Source organism: Hydrogenophaga intermedia, assembly GCF_023715105.1.
Classification (GTDB): Bacteria; Pseudomonadota; Gammaproteobacteria; order Burkholderiales; family Burkholderiaceae_C; genus Hydrogenophaga; species Hydrogenophaga intermedia_A.
On record NZ_JAMBNO010000003.1, the window covers coordinates 34,441 to 54,196 of the forward strand.

Consider the following 19,756-nt stretch of genomic DNA (forward strand, 5'->3'; position numbering starts at 1 on the left):
CAGTGCGGAAGAACCGGTGAAGTCGCCGGGCATCGGCGCTATTCCCAGGTGCCAGGCAGCGCTCATGGCTTCGTTCCGGGGCTCGGTTCCTGTGCCCGCGCGGCGCCGCTGCCCAGCAGCCGCTCGATGTCCATTGCGCTGTAACCCGCCTCGGCGAGCACCTCGCACGTGTTCTCGCCCAGCAGCGGCGCGTGGCGCCGCACCGCCGGCGGTGTGCCCGACCACGTCCCAGGGACATCCATGCTGCGTATCCGTCCCTCGCTGGGGTGCTCGACCCATCGGAAGAAGCCGACGTCCGCCAGGTGCGGATCATCCATCAGCGTGGCCGGCGTGTGCATGGGCGCAGCGGGGATGTCGGCCAATGCGAGCGCTTCCATCCATTCGGCGGTGGTGCGCTGGGCGATCTGCTCGGCGACGAACGCGTACAGCGCGTCGACGTTGCGCGTGCGGTCGGACATGCGCAGGAACCGCGGATCGTTCAACATCTCCTGCCGGCCCAGCATCTCGCAGAAGTTCTTCCAGTGCCTGTCGATGTAGATCAGCACGCAGATGAAGCCGTCCCTGGTCCTGCACGGGCGACGGTCCTTGGCGAGCAGGCGAACGTAGCCGGCGTCGGCCAGGGGCGGATCGAAGGTCTGGCCGTACATGTGGTCGGACAGCACGAACTGCGCCATGGTCTCGAACATGGGTACTTCGATTGCCTGGCCGCGGCCGGTGCGCTCGCGCGCGTAAAGGGCCGAGGTCACGGAATAGACGGCCGTCAGGCCCGTGGTGCGGTCGCAGAGGTTCGTCGGGAGGTAGCGCGGCTCCCCGGTTACGCGGCCGACCAGCGACGGCAGACCCACGGCGCCCTGAATCAGGTCGTCCAGCGCCGGCTTGCCCGCATAGCGGCCGTTCTCGCCGAATCCGTATGCCCCGCAGTAGATGATGCGGGGGTTGACGGCGGCGACCTCGTCATAACCGAGGCCGAGCCGGCGCATCGACTCGGGACGAATGTTGAACAGCAGAACGTCGGCGCCGGCGATCAGGCGCTTGAGCGCAGCGAGGCCATCGGGGTGGCGCAGGTCGAGCACGATGCTGCGCTTGTTGCGGTTGAGCGCCAGGTACATCGGCCCCATGCCGTCGCTGCGGCTGGGACCGATGTAGCGGACAGTGTCGCCCTCGGGCGCCTCCACCTTGATCACGTCGGCTCCCAGGTCCGCCAGGATTTGCGACGCGAAGGGACCCATCACCACGCTGGTGAGGTCGACGATCCTGACGCCCGCCAGGGGGCCGGGCGCCGGTTCTTGTTCCGCGGATTTCATGTGCTCGATGCGGGAGGTTTGAAGTAGTCCGGCATGCCAGCAGGCCAGAACTCGCCCCAGAGGACCATTCCGCCGTCGATGTTGATCGTCTCGCCGGTGATGTACTTGCCCGAGGGCGCCGTGAGGTACACCACCGCCTCGGCGATGTCCTGGACGTCGCCGGCCCGGAGCATGGGATTGGTGCGGAACAGGCCGCCGACGTGTTCCGGGCGGTAGTTGTTGAAGCCGTTGCTTTCGATCGCGCCGGCGCCGATGCAGTTCACGCGGATCCCGTGCTCGGCCCATTCCACCGCCAGCGTCTTGGACAACGCGATCACGCCGGCACGCGAGGCCGCCGTATGCGCCATGCCCGGCAGGCCGCGGTCGACCGCGGCGGCGATCGTGACGATGCTGCCGTCGCGCTTGCCTTGCTTCACCCAGCGGCGCGCCGCACCTTGCATCATGTACCAAGTACCGTTGAGATTGGTGTCGATGACTGCGTTCCAGCCCTTCTCGGTGAAATCCATGGCATGCGCGGCGAACTGGCCGCCGGCGTTGTTCACCAGCACGTCGATGCCGCCGAACCGGCTCCACACGGCGTCGAGCAGTTCTTCCACCTGTGCCGGATCGCGGATCGTCATCGGATGCACGAGAACTTCGCGGCCCGACAGCGCCCGCAGCTTTGCGGCGCAATCCTCCAGCGCGTCGGGCTTGCGGCCGCAGATGGCCAGCGTGGCGCCCAGCCGCGCGAGCAAGAACGCGATCGCCTTGCCGATGCCGCTGCCGGCGCCGGACACCAGGACCACCTTTCCGGCAAAAAGGTCGTCTCGGAAGACCGTGGGAAGTCCGGCGAGCGCGGTGTCGCCGGGGCCGAACCTGGGTTGATCTTCGCTGCCACTCATTGCGCCTGTCCTTGGCTGAAATAAGCTGGTTTCGGAATCGTCCACAAGTCGCCCCACAGCACGCCTCCGCCGTCGACGTTGAGCAGTTCGCCGGTGATGAACTTTCCGCTCGGGGCCGTGAGGTAGACCACCGCGTGGGCGATGTCCTGCACGTCCCCCTGGCGCAACATCGGGTTGGCCCGCGGAAACTGCGCTCGGGCTTCGTCCGAGTACTGCTTGAACCCGGTGCTCTCGATCACCCCCGGCGCGATGCAGTTCACGCGGATATGATGTTGCGCCCATTCGACGGCGACCGTCTTGGACAGGTAGGTCACTGCCGCGCGCGCGGCGCAGGAGTGGGCCACGCCCGGGAAACCACGCTGAAAGGTCAGCACGATGTTGACGATGCTGCCCGGTGTGCCCGTGTCACGCCAGCGCCGCGCCGCCGCGCGCATCATGGACCAGGTGCCGTTGAGGTTGTTGTCGATGACCGCCTTCCAGCCGTTGGGGCTGATGTCGAGCGCGGCCTTCGGAAACTGGCCGCCGGCGTTGTTGACTTGCACGTCCAGGCGGCCGAAGTGGGCGTAGGTGGCGTCGAGCAGGCCGTCGACCTCGGCGGACCGACGGATGTCGGTCGGCCGCACCAGCACGTCGGGGCTGCCCAGCTTGCGCAGCCAGGGTTCGCAGGCGTCGAGCTTGGCGCGGTCCCGGCCGCAGATCACCAGCCTGGCCCCGAGCCGCGCATAGAGAAAGGCGATGGCCTTGCCGATACCGCTGCCGGCGCCGGAAACCATCGCGACCTGGCCGTCGAACAGGCCGGCTTCGAAGAGGCGCGGCGCCGCCGCCAGCGCGGCGTCGTCCCAGCCGAATTGCTGTTCGCTCATGGGTTCACATTCCAGCGTAGTTGGGCCCGCCCCCGCCCTCGGGAGGGACCCAGACGATGTTCTGCGACGGGTCCTTGATGTCGCAGGTCTTGCAGTGCACGCAGTTCTGGGCATTGATCTGCAGGCGCTCGGTGCGGTCATCCTCACGCACGAACTCGTAGACGCCGGCCGGGCAGAAACGGGTCTCGGGCCCGGCATACCGGGCCAGGTTCAGAGCCACAGGCACCGAAGCGTCCTTCAGCTTCAGGTGCGCCGGCTGATTTTCTTCATGGTTGGTATTGCTGACGAAAACCGAGGACAGCCGGTCGAAGCTGAGCTTTCCGTCCGGCTTCGGGTAGGCAATGGGCGCGGCCTGGTCAGCCGGCACGAGGGACTCGTGGTCGTGTCGGGTGCCGTGCAGCGTCCACGGTGGCGTGGTGATTCCCATCTTGGGCAGCAGCCACTGCTCGATGCCTGTCATCAAGTTGCCGACCCACCTGCCCTTCTTGAACCAGAGCTTGAAGTTGCGCGTCTGCTGCAACTCCTCGTAGAGCCAGCTGTGCTCAAAAGCCTGCGGGTAGGCCAGCAGCTCGTCGCGCTGGCGGCCGGCCCCCAGCGCCGATGCGAGTGCCTCGGCGCAGAGCATTCCGCTCTTGATGGCGGCATGACTGCCCTTGATGCGCGCCGCGTTGAGATAGCCGGCGTCGCAGCCGACCAATGCACCACCGGGAAAAACCGTCTTGGGCAGGGCCTGAGGGGTGCCGTTGTTGATGGCGCGCGCGCCATACCCGATGCGCTTGCCGCCTTCGATGTGGGTGCGAATGGCGGGATGTGTCTTCCAGCGCTGCATTTCGTCGAAGGGGCTCATGTACGGGTTGGCATAGTCCAGGCCGACTACAAAGCCGAGCGTCACCTTGTTGCCGGCAAGGTGGTAGAGGAAACCGCCCCCGAAGGTTCGGTCGCGCATCGGCCAGCCGGCCGTGTGCACCACCAGTCCCGGCCTGGCCCGTGCCGGGTCGACTTCCCAGAGCTCCTTGATGCCGATGGCAAAGCTTTGGGGGTCCTTGCCGGCGTCCAGCCGGTAGCGCGCGATGAGCTGCTTGCCCAGGTGTCCGCGGGCGCCTTCGGCGAAGATGGTGTACTTTCCGACCAGTTCCATGCCCAGCTGGAAGCCTTCACCGGGCTCCCCGTCCCTGCCGACTCCCATGTTGCCGGTTGCGACGCCACGCACCGCGCCATCGTCGTCGTACACGACTTCGGCGGCGGCAAAGCCCGGGAAAATCTCCACGCCCAGCGCCTCGGCCTGCTGGGCCAGCCAGCGCACCACGTTCCCGAGCGAAACCACGTAGCAGCCGTCGTTGTGCAGGTTGCGCGGCACCAGCCAGTCGGGGGTGCGTACGCTGCCGCTCTCGGACAGGAACAGCACGTCGTCGCCGGTCACGGCCTGATCGAGCGGCGCGCCCTGGGCCTTCCAGTCAGGTAGCAGTTCGGTGATGGCTCGTGGGTCCATGACTGCGCCAGACAGGATGTGGGCGCCAGGCTCGGAGCCCTTCTCAATCACGACCACCGACAGTCCGGCATTCAGCTGCTTGAGCCGAATCGCGGTGGCCAGGCCGGCCGGCCCGGCACCGACCACCACCACGTCGTACTGCATGGCTTCGCGCGGGCCGAAGCGTTCGATCAGATTCTGGGTATTCACGTTTCTCGACTTGCGCTTGGGTGCGCCGTGTGCCATCAGCTCGTGGATCGCGGAACCGGTGGCGCGCGATCGGGCGCCATGCCGCGCTTGTAGACCATCAGCGTGCGCTTGAAGGAGCACACCACCACGGCGTCCTGGTTGAAGCCTTCGGTAGCGACGCTGACCACGCCCAGAGTGGGGCGCGACTTCGACTCGCGCTTGTCGAGCACGATCGAGCGAGAGTAGACGGTGTCGCCCTCGAATACCGGATGGGGCAATCGCACCTCGTCCCAGCCGAGGTTGGCAAAGACGTTGTAGGAGACGTCGATCACGGACTGTCCGGTGACCAGCGCCACCGTGAGACAGGAATTGACCAGCGGACGCCCAAAATCGGTTTGCGCCGCGTATCGCGCGTCGAAATGCACTGCCGCCGTGTTCTGTGTCAGCAGCGTGAACCAGATGTTGTCCTGCTGCGTGAGGGTGCGGCCGAGCGGATGGCGGTATTCGTCGCCGACGGTGAAGTCTTCGAAGAAGCGGCCCTCCCACCCCGGCTTGACGCTCATCCTGGCTCTCGCAAGAAGGTGCCGTCGAAGACAATCGAGGTGATCTGCTTGACGAAGTCCTGGAACGAACCCTTTTGCGGGTTGTACCACTCGACGGTCCAGTTCAGCGCACCGATCACGAACAGGCGAATGATGGCCGTGCTGGCATCGGGCCGCAATTCGCCCCGCTGCAGTGCGTCTTCCAGCAGGCGGTCCCAGTAGTCCGCGTATTCGCGCCTGATCTTGCGGTGGCGATTCTTCGCAGCCGGGGGAATCTGGCCGTAAACCCGGATGTTGGCCGAAGTGAAGTCGCCATGGTGCAGCAAGCCCCACAAGTGGCCCTCGATCGCTGCCGCCACACGCTGTCGGGCAGTCGCCTTGGCGGGCAGGGCGTTTACCCGCTGCTGCACGGCGTCGATGACGGCCAGGATTCCCTTGTCCAGCACCTCGCCGAGGATCTGGTCCTTGGACTCGAAATGGTAGTAGATGCTGCCGGCCTTGATCCCCGCCGCGTCGGCGACCTCCCGCAGGGTCGTTGCGGCGTACCCGTGATGCCGAAACAGCCGCGCGGCCTCGAGCAGGATCCGCTCGCGCGTCGCGCTGTCGGCATCCACGGTCTCTGGCTTGTCGCGGGTCTTGGTTGCCATGGGAAACTCGTTAGTTAGGTTGAAAGTGAGGCATGCTACCAGTGGCGTAGGGAGGGGCCGAGGTACCGCGCAATCTCTAACTAACGTCTGTTCGACTCATGATAAACTGGAATTGGAGGTGCACGCAAGCAGTACCTTGCTGTGCCCGAGGCGCGAGTTGGCGCCGCCTGTCGACGTGATTCCCTTCCATGCCAGGACGGACAAGGAGACCCGAAACATGCTGTTCACCGACGATCAGATCGCACTGCGCGACGTGGCCCGGCGCTTCGCTCGCGAGCGGCTCAAGCCGCATTACCAGAAACGCGAAGCTGAGACCGGCTTTGATCGCGCCCTGATGAAGGAGATCGGGTCCCTGGGGTTGATCGGCGTCGACCTGCCGGAAGAATACGGCGGCCTCGGCGAGAGCGGCGTGACGGCCGGCCTGATCACAGAGGAGATGGCCTATGGCGACTTCAATGTCAGCTACCTGCAATTGCTGGGATCCCTGATGGGCGCCATCGTGCACCGCAACGCCAACCCCGAACTCGCGCGGCACTGGAACAGCCGGCTGGTCGCGGGCGAAGCCATCATCGGGCTGGGGTTGACCGAGCCGCGCGGTGGCTCCGACGCGGCGAACCTGCAGGTCAGGGCGCGCCGCGACGGCAACCACTTCATCCTCTCGGGCGAGAAGACGTCCATCAGTTTCTCCGATCAGTGCGACGTCATCGTCCTGTTCGCGCGGACCGGCAAGCCGGAGGCCGGCGCCCGTGGCATCTCCGCCTTCCTCGTGCCGATGGATCTGCCTGGCATCCAGCGCACGCGGTTCAACGATGTGGGCAGCAAGATCATCGGGCGCGGCTCCGTGTTCTTCGACGACGTGCGGATCCCCGCCGAGAACCTGATGGGCCAGGAAGGCAAAGGCTTCACGGAAGTGATGCAGGGCTTCGACTTCAGCCGGATCCTCATCGCCTTGCAGTGCATTGCGGCCGCTCAAGCCTCCATTGACGAGACATGGGACTACATGAAGGAGCGGCAAGCGATGGGCGCGCCGATCGTCCAGTACCAGGGCGTGTCCTTCCCGATCGTCGAGTACGAAACATTGCTGTCCGCGTGCCGCCAGCTGTGCTACCACGGCCTGGCACTGCGCGACGCGGGCCAGCCTCACACCGCCGAGTCCGCCATGGTCAAGTGGATGGGGCCGAAGACCGCGTTCGACGCGATCCACCAGTGCATCCTGACTTTCGGGCATTACGGGTGGTCGAAGGACTTGCCGCACCAGCAGCGGCTGCGTGACGTGATGGGACTCGAGATCGGTGACGGCACGGCGCAGGTCATGAAGCTCATCGTCGCGCGGGAGCGCGCCGGCCGGGTGGCGGTCCAGTATGCGGCGGAGAACAGGAAATGAGCACGGTTTCCCCGCTCGTCGTCGGCCGCGAAGGCGCGGTTGGAATCCTCGAATTGGCACGCCCCGAGAAGTTCAATTGTCTGTCGCTGGCCTTGCATGCGGCGATCGAGGCAGCGATGGACGAGTTCGAGCAGGCCGGTTCCGGCGTACGCGCAGTTCTCTTGCGCGCGCAGGGCAAGCATTTCTGCACGGGCGCCGATCTCGACGAAGTCAAGGGACTTCGCAGCGACCCCGCCAAGATCGACCACTTCATCCGCTACGGGCATCGGGTGCTGAGCCGCCTCGAAGGCAGCGATCTGCCGGTGGTTGCCGCCTGCCAGGGGCTGGCGCTGGCCGGCGGCAGCGAACTGATGATGGCCTGCGACGTGGCGTTCGCGGCGACCGACTTCCGCATCGGGGATCAGCACGCGCAGTATGGGCTGGTGCCGGGGTGGGGCGGCTCGCAGCGACTACCTCGCATCGTCGGGCTGCGACGCGGTCTGGACCTGTTCTACAGCGCGCGCTGGGTCGATGCTCCCACGGCGTTGCAGTGGGGATTGGTCAATTATGTGGTCGAACCCGACAAGCTGGGAGAGATCTCGTTGGCCTACTGCACGCAGCTTGCCACTCGCAGCCGCGGCGGCCTGGCGCTCATGAAACGGCTGGCGCGCCAGGGCATGGACCGGCCCCTGGCCGATGGCCTGCAGCTCGAGCAGGACCTGATGGCGACCGAATTGCTGAACGACGACGTGAGCGAGGGCCTGGCGGCATTCGCTGCACGCCGGCCGCCCGTGTTCAAGTGAAGAGCCTGACCGCCAAATGACGATCCTTTCCTCGCGCGCATCGACCGCCGACTCTGATTTCAGGCTCAACCGCACTGCTTACGAGGCGCTGGTCGCCCGCCTGCACGAGCGTCGCCGTAAGGCGCTGGCGGGCGGCCCGCCCAAGGCGCGCGAAAAGCACCTGGCGCGCAACAAGATCCTGCCGCGCGACCGCGTCGAGGTGCTGCTCGACCCGGGCTCCCCTTTCCTCGAGCTCGGGATGCTGGCCGGCGAAGGCCTTTACGAGGGTGTGCCGCCCGGCGCCAGCATCATCACCGGCATCGGTCTGGTACAGGGGCGGGCCTGCATGATCATTGCCAACGACGCCACGGTAAAGGGCGGGACCTATTACGGCATGACCTGCAAGAAGCACGTGCGCGCGCAGCAGATCGCCTGGGCGCATCGGCTGCCGTGCATCACGCTGGTCGACAGCGGCGGGGCCTTCCTCCCGGACATGGCCAACATCTTCCCGGACGCCGGGCAGTTCGGCAGCATCTTCAACAACCAGGTGCGCATGTCGGCCGAGGGCATCCACCAGATCTCCGTCGTGCTCGGCCCCTGCACGGCTGGCGGGGCGTACATTCCGGCCCTCTGCGACGAGATCGTCATCGTCAAGGAGCAGGGCTACATGTACCTCGGCGGGCCCGAACTCACGTTCGCCGCCACGGGCGAGACAGTGGACGCCGAATCGCTGGGCGGCGCGCAGATGCACAGCAGCGTGAGCGGCGTCACCGACCATATCGCCAATGACGACAGGCACGCGCTGGCGTTGACGCGGGAGATCGTGCGCGAGCTCGGCGAGCCGCCCAAGCCGCGGTGGACCAAGCAGCCCAGCCTGCCGCCGCGATTCGATCCGCGGGAAATCCACGGCCTGATCAGCCGGGACCCGAAGATCCCCACGGACACGCGCGAGATCCTTGCGCGGCTGGTCGACGACAGCCGCTTTCAGGAGTTCAAGCCGCTGTACGGCGACACGCTGCTCACCGGCTTTGCCCGGATCCACGGGCACGAGATCGGCATTCTGGCCAACCAGGGCGTGCTGTTCCCGGAAAGCGCGATGAAAGCGGCGCATTTCATCGACCTGTGTTGCCAGCGTGACATTCCCCTGCTGTTCATGGCCGATGTCACCGGTTTCATGGTGGGCCGCGCTGCCGAGCAGTCCGGCATCGCCAAGGCCGGGGCGAAGATGATCACCGCGATGGCGTCGGCCAATGTGCCCAAGTACACCATCCTCATCGGCGCCTCGTACGGCGCCGGCTACCTGGCGATGTGCGGCCGCCCGTTCAATCCAACGGCCATGTTCGCGTGGCCGAACGCGCGCGCAGCGATCATGGGCCCCGAGCAGGCAGCCACCGTGATGGCCCTGGTGCGCAGGCAGATCAACAAGACGGAAGGGCGCGAGTGGACGCCCGCCGAGGAAGAGGCATTCAAGGCGCCGGTGCGGAAGGTCTACGAAGATTTTCAGCCCGCGGACAACTTCTCTTCCAACCTGTGGGTCGACGGGGTCATCGACCCCGTCGAGACGCGCGACGTGATGGGGCTGCTGCTCGACCTGGCGTCGCGCACCGCGCCCAAACCCACGCCCTTCGGAATTTTCCGGTTCTGACATGCAACGCATTCACAAGGTCCTGATCGCCAACCGTGGAGAGATCGCCTGCCGCATCGCCCGCACCTGCCGGCGCCTGGGCGTGCAGGTCGCCACGGTGCATTCCACGGCCGACCGTCACGCCCGCCACGTCCGCGAGATCGGGGAGTCGGTGGAACTCGGCGGGCCGGCGCCAGCCGACAGCTACCTGCGCATTGACGCCATCGTCGCGGCGGCAAGGCGTGTCGGTGCCGACGCGGTGCACCCCGGCTACGGCTTCGTCTCCGAAAACCCGGCGTTCGTGCGGGCGCTCGACGCCGCGGGTTTGATTTTCATCGGCCCCAGGGCCGAAACCATGGAGCGCCTAGGCGGAAAGGCGCAGGCCAAGCGCGAAGCGGCGCGCCTCGGCGTGCCCGTGATCGCCGGCAGCGCAGGGGGCATGAACGATGCCGGCGAAGTGGCGCGTGTGGTGCGCGAGATGTCGTTGCCGGTCCTGCTGAAAGCTGTCGCCGGCGGCGGAGGCCGCGGCATGGCAGTGATCGAGTCCCTGGAGGGGCTGCAGGGCCGCATCGAGAGCGCGATGCGCGAAGCCGAGAAGGCCTTCGGCAGCGGCGAGCTGATCGTCGAGCGCTATCTGCCCCGTGTGCGCCACATCGAAGTCCAGGTGGCCGGAGACGGGCAGGGCAATGCGATCCACCTGTTCGAGCGCGAATGCACGCTGCAGCGTCGCCACCAGAAGGTGATCGAAGAAGCCCCCAGTGCCGGCTTGCCGGCGAGACTGCGCGAGCGCCTGCTGGCCGACGCCGTGAAACTGGCCGCTGGCGTGGACTACCGCGGCCTGGGGACGGTGGAGTTCGTCGTCAGCGGCGACGAATACTTCTTCCTGGAGGTCAACCCGCGCCTGCAGGTCGAGCACCCGGTGACCGAGGAAGTCACGGGTCTCGACCTCGTCGAGATCCAGCTGGGCATCGCCGACGCCGGCGGCCTGCCGCTGGTGCAAGGCGACGTGCGCTGCGACGGGCATGCGTTCGAGGCGCGGCTGTGCGCCGAGGACGTGGATGCCGGCTTCCTGCCCACCACGGGGCGGCTGGGGCGAGTCGACTTCTCGCGTGCCGCGTTGCGCGTCGAATCCGGCGTCGAGAGCGGCGACGAGATCTCGCCTTTCTACGACTCGATGATCGCGAAGCTGGTGTCGCACGGCGCCGACCGCGACTCCGCTCGCCGCGCCTTGGCGGCCGGACTGCGCGACACGACCGTGATCGGCCTGACGACCAACCTGCAGTTCCTGCACGAACTGCTGCATTGGCCGCAAACCGTCGAGGGCAGCTTTCATACGCGCCTGATCGACGAATCGGTTGCCGGTGCGGTGTCGTCCCGACGTGCTGCTGCCGGCGTACCGGTCGAACACCTCGCTGCCGCTGCGCTGCACTGGCTGGCCCTGCAGCGCGCCGCGACGCCGGACCTGGGCTGCTGGAGCCAGCCCGAGGGCTTCACCGGATGGCGTCTGGGCACCGGCACCATCACCGCCGCACCGCAGCCAGCCCTGCTGCTCAGGTCGGGCGACACCGAGTGGGCGGTGCGCTTCGCCGCGCCGCTGGCGGACGGGAGCTTGGAGCTCGTCCTCGGGGATCAGGTCGAGACCGCCTCGCTGGCTTCACCGCCATCTATGCCCCGCGGCCACAGTCTGCTCCGCCTGGCCGGCCGGACGGTGGAAGTTGCGATCCTCGGCAACGTCGCCGGCATCGAGCTGGCCAGCCCGCTGGGTCGCAGCGTCTTCACCTGCACGCCCTACCTCGGCGGGGCAATGGGCGAGGCTGAAGCCGGCGGCCAGCTGCTGGCCCCGATGATGGGTAAGGTGGTTGCGGTGAATGCGGTCGCGGGCAAGGCCGTGACGGCAGGGCAGACCCTGATCGTGCTCGAGTCGATGAAGATGGAGCTGCACGTCAGCGCCCCTTTCGACGGCGTAGTGGCGGGCATCCGCTGTGCGGTGGGGGACATGGTCGAACGCCACCAACTGCTGGCCGAGGTGGCGGGTGCCGCCGTGGCCTCCACCGACTGAAGGAGCGCCGCCATGAATTCCCTTCCCCGCCGGGTCGAGTTCCATGAAGAGGGGCCCAGAGAGGGTTTCCAGATGGAAAAGAAGACCTACCCCTTGGCCGACCGCCTGGCGCTCATCGATGCGCTGGCCGAGTCCGGCCTGAAGCAGGTGCAGTGTGCATCCTTCGTCAGTCCTCGCGCGGTGCCGCAGATGGCGGATGCGCCGGAGCTCTTTGCCAGGCTCAGGAAGAGGCCGGGAACGCGCTACACCGCGTTGTGGCTCAACGAGAGCGGCTTCGAGCGCGCCCGCGCATGCGAGCAGGTGGATCTCGACGGCAAGATCGTCTTCTACGTCACCGAGCCGTTTTCACAACGCAACAACAACTGCAGCGTGGCGGAGAACCGCAAACGCCAGCTTGCTTGGATAGACCGCTACATCGCACTGGGCATCCCGCTCGAGCAGGCCTACGTGGTCACGGCGTTCGGCTGCAACCTGGGCGGGCCGGTGCCGGTCACGGCGGTCACCGATGTCGTGCGCTGGCTGGCGGACGTCTGCGCCGACCGGCACATCCCCTTTCCGGCGTTCTACCTGGCCGACACCATGGGCTGGGCCAACCCCAAGGAGATGCAGTCCCGCATCGGCGCGGTGCGGCAACTCGTTCCCGAAGCGCGCATCGGGCTGCACCTGCACGATACGCGCGGCCTGGGCGGCGCCAATGTGCTCGCAGCGCTGCAGATGGGCGTGGACCTGTTCGACAGCTCGGTCGCCGGCCTGGGCGGCTGCCCCTTCGCCGGACACAAGGACGGCTCCGCCTCGGGCAACATCTGCACCGAGGACATGGTCTTCATGTGCGAGGAGATGGGAATCAACACTGGAATCGACCTTGAAAAGCTGCTGGAGGCATCGCGCCTGGCGGAGCGCATCATCGGGCGGCCCCTGAACGGCCATCTGATGCATAGCGGCACCCTCGCCGCCCTGCGGGCCTGAGCGGCGCCGGCATGTGTCCGAACTTTTGCTGTGCCGCTGGCGCTGGATCTGGCGGCTCGGCGGGTTCTGCCGAGGACCGCAACCCGTCTACCATGTGAAGGAGGCAAAGTGACTGCACTCGCGTTCGAAACCCTGCGGCTCGACGTCGATGCGCGCGGGGTGGCCCGCCTGACGCTGAACCGGCCCGACACGCACAACGCCTTGAATGCGATGATGATCGATGAGCTGCACAGGGCGATCCAGTGGCTCGGCGACGCTCGCGGGCTGCGCGCGGTGGTGCTCACGGGCGCCGGAAGTACCTTCTGCGCCGGCGGCGACCTCGGTTGGATGCAGGAGAGCATGAATAAGACACGCGCCGAGAGGGTTGCCGACAGCGCCCGACTGGCCAGCATGTTCCGGGCGCTCAACGAGATGCCCATGCCGCTGATCGGCCGCATCAATGGGCCGGCGTATGGCGGCGGCGTGGGCATGATCTCGGTCTGCGACGTCTCGATCGGGGTCGACAGCGGCGTCTATTGCCTCACCGAAGTACGGCTCGGCCTGTTGCCGGCCAACATCGCACCCTACGTGGTGGCGCGCATGGGAGAGGCGAACGCGCGCCGCACCTTCCTGACGGCCAGGCGGATGAAGGCCGCGGAGGCACAGCGCCTCGGCCTGCTGTCCGAAGTGGTGGCTGCCGACCAGCTGGACGCCGCAGTGGAGCGCGAACTCGCCGACCTCCTGCAATGCGCGCCCGGCGCCGTGTCTGCCACCAAGAAGCTGATCGCCTACGTCGACCAGCACGACCTGGCGACCAGCATGATCTACACCGCGGACAAGCTGGCCGACGCCTGGGAGACCGCCGAAGGCAGCGAGGGCATCATGGCCTTCTTCGCCAAGCGTGCTCCGGCCTGGCGCTAGGGCAACGACGTCCATGTTCGAAACCGTGCTCATCGCCATCCGGAGGACGACGCAGCGGGAGGCGCTGTACCGGCATGCGCTGGCGGTCGCACGCGCAATCGTCTACGACAGCACCGGCACGGCCGGGTTCGTCCACGACGCCATCTGGAGAAGGTATGTCGGAACCGACTGATACAGGCGATGCGCTGGTGCGAAAGTGGCAGCAGATCACCGTGATTTCTCCTTACAGCCGCGAGTTGGGGCTGCGACTGCACGCAGTCCAACCCGACTGGTGCGTGATCCGGGCCCCGTACGATCCACGGACGGTAGGCAACCCCGAGACAGGCGTGGTGCATGGCGGCGTCATCACCGCGTTGCTCGACAGCTGCTACGGACTCGCGATCTTCGTGCGAATGGCCAGGCTCAGGCCCATGGCCACGCTGGATCTGCGCATCGACTACCTGAAGCCGGCCACGCCGGGGCGCGACATTCTCGGCGGTGCGTTCTGCTACAAGCTCGGCCACGAACTCGCCTTCGTACGCGGGGCGGCCTATCATGACAGCCCGGATGATCCCATCGCGACCTCGTCGGCGATCTTCATGTTCACGGAAGGTCCTGTGCTTTCGCTGGATGAGGCGGTCCACGCGCTGGGGGGAAGCAAGCCATGAACCTCACCGAATTGATCCGGTCGGCACGCGCAAGCCGGAACTGGGAGCCGTTGATCGATCTGGTTCCGTACGCGCGGTTCCTCAACTTGCGTCTTGACATCAAGGGTGACCAGTTCACCGCCTGCATGCCGTTCGACCGCAAGCTGATCGGGAACCCGGCGCTGCCGGCGCTTCATGGCGGGGCGACCGGCGGATTCATCGAATGTGCTGGCATGTTCTACCTGCTGTGGCACATGGAGAGCGCTGACCTGCCCAAGACGATCAACTTCAATTTCGAGTACCTGCGCTCCGGGCGCCCCGAGGATACCTACGCCAACGTGTTCATGGTCAAGCAGGGCCAGCGCGTGGCGCACCTGCGCGTCGAGGCATGGCAATCGAGCCCGGACAAGCCGATTGCAACCGGACACGGCAACTTCATGCTGAAGGCCGCCCCATCCACGGAAGGAAATGCATGACACGAAACGGCTATCGCTCCATCTATCGCGCCGGCCTGTTCGCAGGCCGGACGGTCATCGTCACCGGCGGCGGCAGCGGCATCGGCCGTTGCATCGCGCACGAGCTGGCGAGCCTGGACGCCGACTTGGCCCTGGTCGGCCGCAAGATCGAGAAGCTGCAGGCCGTGCAGAACGAAATCGCGGTTGCCGCACCCGGCCGAAGGGTCAGCCTCCATTCGTGCGACATTCGCGACGAGGCCGGGGTCAGGCAGATGGTGACGGACGTGCTCGGTACCCACGGCCGCATCGACGGCCTGGTCAACAACGCGGGCGGGCAGTATCCGCAGCCGGTGCGCGACATCACGCTGAAGGGCTGGGACGCGGTGGTGCGCAACAACCTGCACGGTGGCTTCCTCGTTTCGCGAGAGGCTTACACGCAATGGATGGAAGCTCACGGCGGCGCCATCGTCAATATCATCGCGGACATGTGGATGGGGATGCCGGGCATGGCCCACAGCGGCGCCGCCCGGGCCGGCATGCTCTCGTTCACGGAGACGGCGGCCTGCGAGTGGGGGCATGCGGGCGTGCGCGTCAATGCAGTCGCCCCCGGCTTCGTCGCCAGCAGCGGCTTCGACACCTACGGCCCTGAGATGAAGGCCAAGTTCCGCAGCCTGATGAAGACTTCTCCGCTGCAGCGCTATGGCACCGAGGCCGAAGTATCGTCGGCCGTGGTCTACCTGCTTTCCGAGGGGGCCGCGTACATCACGGGCTCGTTCATCCGTGTCGACGGCGGTGTGCCCAATGCGCGGCAGACCTGGAAGCTGGAGGAACACAGCCGCTCGACGCCGTACGAGGGCTTCCCGCTGGCCACGATGCCGGAGTGCCTGAAACCCGGCGCCGCCTAGGCCCGGCCGTCTGCCCGATCACACACTGAGGCCTGCACATGCCCATCGAACCACCCGCCGGCGCCACGACGGTGCCGTTCAAGACGCACAACCGCACCATCACGGAAACCGACATCGTCACGTTCGTCAACGTGGTCGGTCTGCACGAACCCTTCTTCATCGACATGGAGTACATCAGGGTCAAAATGGCGGGCAAGCACCGCAACCGCTTTGCCCCCGGCCCGATGATCATCTCGCTCGGCATGGGGCTGCTGGCGCCGACCGTTGCGGGCATCATCGACAAAGTGCTCGAGGGGCGCGAGCACGGGCCGTTCGGCGGCATGACCAGCGTGGACGCACGCATCAAGGCGGCGCTGTTCCCCGGCGACACCGTCCATGTGGAAGGCGAGGCCTGGTTGAGGGCCCCGACCTCTCGGGGCTACACGCTCATGGACCTGCGCCATCGCGTCATCAACCAGCACGGCGAGGTCCTGGCCGAGTTCACGGAGACGATCACCTTTCTTCCCACGGGCGCCGGCTGACCGGCACGGCAGCGGCCGCAGGCCGCCGCATGGCCTCCGGATCCGGGCTACTCCGTGGGAAGGTTGGTGGTGGCGGCGACCTGCTTCCAGCGCGCCACGTCGTGGGCCACGAACTCCCGGCATTGCTCCGGCGTGCCGCCGAGGATGCGCAGTCCCTGGCTTTCGAGCTGGCTGCGGAAGGCAGGCTCCTGCAGGGTCCTGACCAGGGCGAGGTGAAGCCGGGCGATCCTGTCCGAAGGCACGCCGGCCGGCCCCATGATCGCTCCCCAGGTGCCGGCCTCGAAGCCAGGCAACACGGTTTCGGCGAAGGTCGCGACCTCCGGCAGCACCGGGGATCTTTCGCGGCTGGCGATGGCGAGCGCCCGGACGCGACCCCCCCTGACATGGGGCAAGGCGGAGTTCACGGCATCGAACGCGAATTGAAGCTGCCCCGCCATGAGGTCGACGAGCGCTGGCGCCGTGCCCTTGTACGGGACGGCCACGGCCTTCACGCCCAGGGCGTGGAACAGCTGCTCAGGCGCGACGTGCACGATCGATCGAATCACGGCACCGTAGTTGAACCGGCCGGGCGCCGCCTTCAGGCGGGCGATGAAGTCGGCGGGCGTTCTCGCCGGAAAGTCCGGATGCACCAGCAGCACGAGCGGTGCCGAAGTGGTCAGGCCCACGTACGTGAAGTCGGTCGAGGGGTCGTATGCGGGAGCCTTGCTCAGCGCCGCCTCCAGCGTGAAGGCCGACGTGTGGTACAGCAAGGTGTTTCCGTCGGCCGGCGACTTGGCCACGAAGCTCGCGGCGATCGCGCCATTTGCGCCGGCCTTGTTCTCCACGACGATGGCTTGCCCCAGGTGGTTCGACATCGACGCTGCGATGCTTCGTGCCGCGGCATCCGTGGGTCCCCCTGGGGAGAAGGGCAGGACGAGGCGCAATGCGTTCGTCATTTGCGCGCGTGCCGGTAGCGTCACCGCAGCGACGGCGGACGCAACGCCCTTGAGAATCTGACGCCGCATGGGATCAGCGGAATGCTGGTGGTTCATGGTTCATGTCTCCTTGTGCTTGCCCCCGTGCGCCGCACGCGTCTGCAGGTCGGCGCGGCCGGGATGCGGGACACGCCGATGTTTCATTCCGGCGGCCGGGTGACGGTGCCGTCGCCGTGAAGGGCCTCGATGGCGGCGCTGCCGTACCCCAATTCGTCCAGGATGGCATCCGCATGCTCGCTCAGGCGCGGCGGCAGCGCCCCGGCGCGCCCCGGGCTGGCCGACAGCTTGACCGGCAGGCCCAGCGAGCGATGGCCCTGCTGGTCGATGACCATCGCGCGGTGCGCAGCGTGCGGCTGCGACAAGGCCTGCGCAACATCGTTGACGGGGCCAGCCGGGACACCGTGGCGCATCAGCATCTCGCACAGTGCGGCCGCCGGGAAGTCGATCAATGTCCGCTCGATCTCGGCGCGCAGCGGTTCGCGGTTGGCCAGCCGCGCCGAGTTGTCCGTGAAACGCGGGTCGGCGGCGAGGTCGGGACGGGAAACGCATTCGCAAAAGCGCTTGAACTGGCCGTTGTTGACGACGCCGAGGAACACGTCCCCATCGGCGGCGGCGTACCGGTCGTAGGGTGCGATGTTGGGGTGGGAGCTCCCCATGCGTTGCGGGACCCGGCCGGAGTAGAACCAGTTGGACGCGTGCGGAACCAGCAGCGCCAGGCCGGTGTCGAAGAGCGTGGCCTCGACGCGCTGCCCGAGGCCGGTGCGTTCGCGGGCGGCGAGCGCCAGCAGCACCCCGCTGAAGGCGTTGTAGCCGGTGAGATAGTCGACCACCGGCACGCCGATGCGCAATGCGCCGGAACCGGCTTCGCCGTTGACGCTCATCAGGCCGCAGATCGCCTGCAGCACGGCGTCGTAGCCGGGCAGCCCTCCCAGCGGCCCGTCGCCGCCGAAACCGCTGACACTGCAGTAGACCAGACGCGGGTGACGCGGGGCCAGGCTTGCGTCGTACCCCAGGCCCCACTTTTCCATCGTCCCGGGCAGGAAGTTCTCGATCAGCACGTCCGCGTCCGCGAGCAGCTGCTCGAGCACGGCGCGCCCGGCCGTGCGCGACAGGTCGACGGCGATCGATCGCTTGCCCCGGTTCAGGGCGCCGAAATACGCCACTTCGCCCCGTTCATCCAATGGCGGACCAAAGCGTCGGGTCTCGTCGCCTTCAGGCGGCTCGACCTTGATGACGTTCGCGCCGTGGTCGGCGAGCATCTGCGCGCACAGCGGGCCGGCCAGCACCCGCGAAAGGTCGAGCACGCGCAGGCCGTCCAGTGCGCCGGGTCGGGTGGTTTCCATGTCAGTTCTGCACGAGAAGCCGTTCGGCTTCGGTCCGGATGGCGGGAGGGATGGGCACCGACTTGCGCGCGGCGAGGTCGAAGAACAGCCCGGCCACGACGATGGTAGTCAGGACTTCGCCGCTGGCGGCATCGAGCACGTAGTGGACCACGTGGAAGATCTTGTCAGCGACGGCCACCATGCGGCTTCGAATGTCGACCGCCTTGCCCGAGCGGACCGGACGGTGGTAGCTGATGGCGTAGTCGAGCGCGGCCGAACCGAGTCCGCGCGCCAGGAGCTCGGCACGGTCGATCTTCATGGCGCGAAACAGGTGCGTGATGGCATCGTTCAGGCGCGCGATCTGGGCGCGCGGCGGCGCCGCGCCGTCGACTGCGCATTCCCAGGCCTCGACCGAGCCGCGATAAGTCAGATGCAGCCCTTCAACCTCGGGCTGGCCGGGCGGCAGCACCGGGGCCATCGGTTGCGGCAGCGGCATGTCGGGCAATGCGCCAGCCTGGCCGCGTGCCGACGCCAGCACTTCGGTCGGCAAGGGCAGCGCCGTCGTCCGATCCTGCGCTACCCACTGCAGGCGGGTTTCGAAGAGCGCCGACTCCACCCCGGATTCCTGGTTCACCATCCGGCTGGCGATGTCGATCGCGCCGCCAGGGCTGACCGCGCGAATGCCGCTGCGGATGAAATAGATGTTGCCGGCGCGAAGTTCGCGCTTGAACAACACGCGGTCGGCCACAGGGAGAAGGCCAGGATCGCAGGCGCGCAGCTTCGATGGCGGCAGTCCCAGCCTGGCTGCGATGTGAGCCTGTGCATCGCTCGCCCTGGACAGGTAGAACTGGACGTTGAGGTGCCCCCACTGGTCGCATTCCCACGGATTGATGGCACCACGCCCGGTGATGAAGGTCTCAGCGCTCACAGCGCGCTCTCCGGCAGCAGGCGTTCCAGCGCCGCAGCGAGCACGGCGGGATCCAGCGGCGTCGAACGGCGGGCGTCGAGATCCATGTTGACGGTGTAGACCTTCGACGTCATCGCCACCTGCCCGCTCTCGACATTCGTCAGCCGATGGTAGAAGGTCAGGCGCTTTGCACTGGCTTCGACGACACCGCTGTCCATGCGCAGCAGGTCGCCGGCGCGCAGTTCCCTCAGGTAGGCGATCTCCTGCCGCACCGCTGCGGGCGCCTGTCGGCGCTCGCGGATGAAGGATGGCGTGATGCCGATGAAGGCCATCACGTGCCAGGCGGCGTCCGAAACCTTGGACACGTAGAACTGCACGTTCATGTGGCCAAGGTGGTCGCACTCGCCGGGCGCAACGCGGCCCAGGTGGGTTTCGATGAACAAGGTGGCTCCCGTCAG

Annotated in this window: 21 protein-coding genes; 11 read left to right on the forward strand and 10 right to left on the reverse strand. The window is 67.0% G+C overall.

Features of this window, described 5'->3' with window-relative positions; translation table 11 throughout:
• Positions 1-62 precede the first annotated feature (62 nt).
• Genes M3149_RS03470 through M3149_RS03495 form a run of 6 tightly spaced genes read right to left on the reverse strand, consistent with a single transcriptional unit; the run spans position 63 to position 5,894 of the window.
• A complete protein-coding gene (locus M3149_RS03470; RefSeq protein WP_251707949.1) occupies positions 63-1,304 on the reverse strand; it encodes a CaiB/BaiF CoA transferase family protein in 1,242 nt (413 codons plus the stop codon).
• Complete coding sequence (locus M3149_RS03475; RefSeq protein WP_251707950.1) at positions 1,301-2,230, reverse strand: SDR family oxidoreductase; 930 nt, start codon at positions 2,228-2,230, stop codon at positions 1,301-1,303. The genes M3149_RS03470 and M3149_RS03475 overlap by 4 nt, the downstream gene beginning before the upstream one ends.
• Positions 2,182-3,048 carry an SDR family oxidoreductase gene (locus M3149_RS03480; RefSeq protein WP_251707951.1) on the reverse strand — a complete coding sequence of 289 codons (867 nt, stop codon included), beginning with the start codon at positions 3,046-3,048 and terminating at the stop codon, positions 2,182-2,184. The genes M3149_RS03475 and M3149_RS03480 overlap by 49 nt, the downstream gene beginning before the upstream one ends.
• A gap of 4 nt (positions 3,049-3,052) precedes the next feature.
• Positions 3,053-4,726: an electron transfer flavoprotein-ubiquinone oxidoreductase gene (locus M3149_RS03485; RefSeq protein WP_251707952.1), complete on the reverse strand. Its 1,674-nt coding sequence runs from the start codon at positions 4,724-4,726 to the stop codon at positions 3,053-3,055.
• 35 nt (positions 4,727-4,761) lie between these two features.
• A complete protein-coding gene (locus tag M3149_RS03490) occupies positions 4,762-5,268 on the reverse strand; it encodes a MaoC family dehydratase (RefSeq protein ID WP_251707953.1) in 507 nt (168 codons plus the stop codon).
• Complete coding sequence (locus tag M3149_RS03495) at positions 5,265-5,894, reverse strand: TetR/AcrR family transcriptional regulator (protein ID WP_251707954.1); 630 nt, start codon at positions 5,892-5,894, stop codon at positions 5,265-5,267. The genes M3149_RS03490 and M3149_RS03495 overlap by 4 nt, the downstream gene beginning before the upstream one ends.
• Positions 5,895-6,111: 217 nt before the next feature.
• On the opposite strand from M3149_RS03495, the gene M3149_RS03500 reads away from it, so the two are divergent.
• From M3149_RS03500 to M3149_RS03550, 11 genes are all read left to right on the forward strand, one after another.
• Positions 6,112-7,278 (forward strand): acyl-CoA dehydrogenase family protein, encoded by a 1,167-nt coding sequence (locus M3149_RS03500; RefSeq protein WP_251707955.1) that lies wholly within the window; start codon positions 6,112-6,114, stop codon positions 7,276-7,278.
• Positions 7,275-8,060: an enoyl-CoA hydratase/isomerase family protein gene (locus tag M3149_RS03505; RefSeq protein WP_251707956.1), complete on the forward strand. Its 786-nt coding sequence runs from the start codon at positions 7,275-7,277 to the stop codon at positions 8,058-8,060. Before M3149_RS03500 ends, M3149_RS03505 begins: the two co-directional genes overlap by 4 nt.
• Before the next feature lie 16 nt (positions 8,061-8,076).
• A complete protein-coding gene (locus tag M3149_RS03510; protein ID WP_251707957.1) occupies positions 8,077-9,684 on the forward strand; it encodes a carboxyl transferase domain-containing protein in 1,608 nt (535 codons plus the stop codon).
• Between the two features lies 1 nt (position 9,685).
• Complete coding sequence (locus M3149_RS03515) at positions 9,686-11,722, forward strand: acetyl/propionyl/methylcrotonyl-CoA carboxylase subunit alpha (RefSeq protein ID WP_251707958.1); 2,037 nt, start codon at positions 9,686-9,688, stop codon at positions 11,720-11,722.
• A 12-nt stretch (positions 11,723-11,734) separates the two neighbouring features.
• Entirely contained in the window at positions 11,735-12,688 is a 954-nt protein-coding gene (locus tag M3149_RS03520) for a hydroxymethylglutaryl-CoA lyase (protein WP_251707959.1), read from the forward strand.
• A 108-nt stretch (positions 12,689-12,796) separates the two neighbouring features.
• Positions 12,797-13,588: a crotonase/enoyl-CoA hydratase family protein gene (locus M3149_RS03525; RefSeq protein WP_251707960.1), complete on the forward strand. Its 792-nt coding sequence runs from the start codon at positions 12,797-12,799 to the stop codon at positions 13,586-13,588.
• A 13-nt stretch (positions 13,589-13,601) separates the two neighbouring features.
• A complete protein-coding gene (locus tag M3149_RS03530) occupies positions 13,602-13,760 on the forward strand; it encodes a hypothetical protein (RefSeq protein ID WP_251707961.1) in 159 nt (52 codons plus the stop codon).
• Positions 13,744-14,235, forward strand: a complete 492-nt coding sequence (locus tag M3149_RS03535; RefSeq protein WP_251707962.1) for a PaaI family thioesterase — start codon at positions 13,744-13,746, stop codon at positions 14,233-14,235. Before M3149_RS03530 ends, M3149_RS03535 begins: the two co-directional genes overlap by 17 nt.
• Positions 14,232-14,690, forward strand: coding sequence for a PaaI family thioesterase (locus M3149_RS03540; protein ID WP_251707963.1), 459 nt, complete (start codon positions 14,232-14,234; stop codon positions 14,688-14,690). Before M3149_RS03535 ends, M3149_RS03540 begins: the two co-directional genes overlap by 4 nt.
• Positions 14,687-15,574 (forward strand): SDR family oxidoreductase, encoded by an 888-nt coding sequence (locus M3149_RS03545; protein ID WP_251707964.1) that lies wholly within the window; start codon positions 14,687-14,689, stop codon positions 15,572-15,574. Before M3149_RS03540 ends, M3149_RS03545 begins: the two co-directional genes overlap by 4 nt.
• A gap of 38 nt (positions 15,575-15,612) precedes the next feature.
• Positions 15,613-16,095, forward strand: a complete 483-nt coding sequence (locus M3149_RS03550; RefSeq protein ID WP_251707965.1) for a MaoC family dehydratase — start codon at positions 15,613-15,615, stop codon at positions 16,093-16,095.
• Positions 16,096-16,142: 47 nt separating this feature from the next.
• On the opposite strand, the gene M3149_RS03555 is transcribed toward M3149_RS03550, so the two are convergent.
• The 4 genes from M3149_RS03555 to M3149_RS03570 form a co-directional block, all read right to left on the reverse strand.
• Positions 16,143-17,126, reverse strand: a complete 984-nt coding sequence (locus M3149_RS03555) for a Bug family tripartite tricarboxylate transporter substrate binding protein (RefSeq protein WP_251707966.1) — start codon at positions 17,124-17,126, stop codon at positions 16,143-16,145.
• Between the two features lie 83 nt (positions 17,127-17,209).
• Complete coding sequence (locus M3149_RS03560) at positions 17,210-18,412, reverse strand: CaiB/BaiF CoA transferase family protein (RefSeq protein WP_251707967.1); 1,203 nt, start codon at positions 18,410-18,412, stop codon at positions 17,210-17,212.
• Between the two features lies 1 nt (position 18,413).
• Positions 18,414-19,319, reverse strand: coding sequence for an acyl-CoA thioesterase (locus tag M3149_RS23140; protein ID WP_251707968.1), 906 nt, complete (start codon positions 19,317-19,319; stop codon positions 18,414-18,416).
• Positions 19,316-19,741: an acyl-CoA thioesterase gene (locus tag M3149_RS03570; protein WP_251707969.1), complete on the reverse strand. Its 426-nt coding sequence runs from the start codon at positions 19,739-19,741 to the stop codon at positions 19,316-19,318. Before M3149_RS03570 ends, M3149_RS23140 begins: the two co-directional genes overlap by 4 nt.
• Between the last annotated feature and the right edge of the window lie 15 nt (positions 19,742-19,756).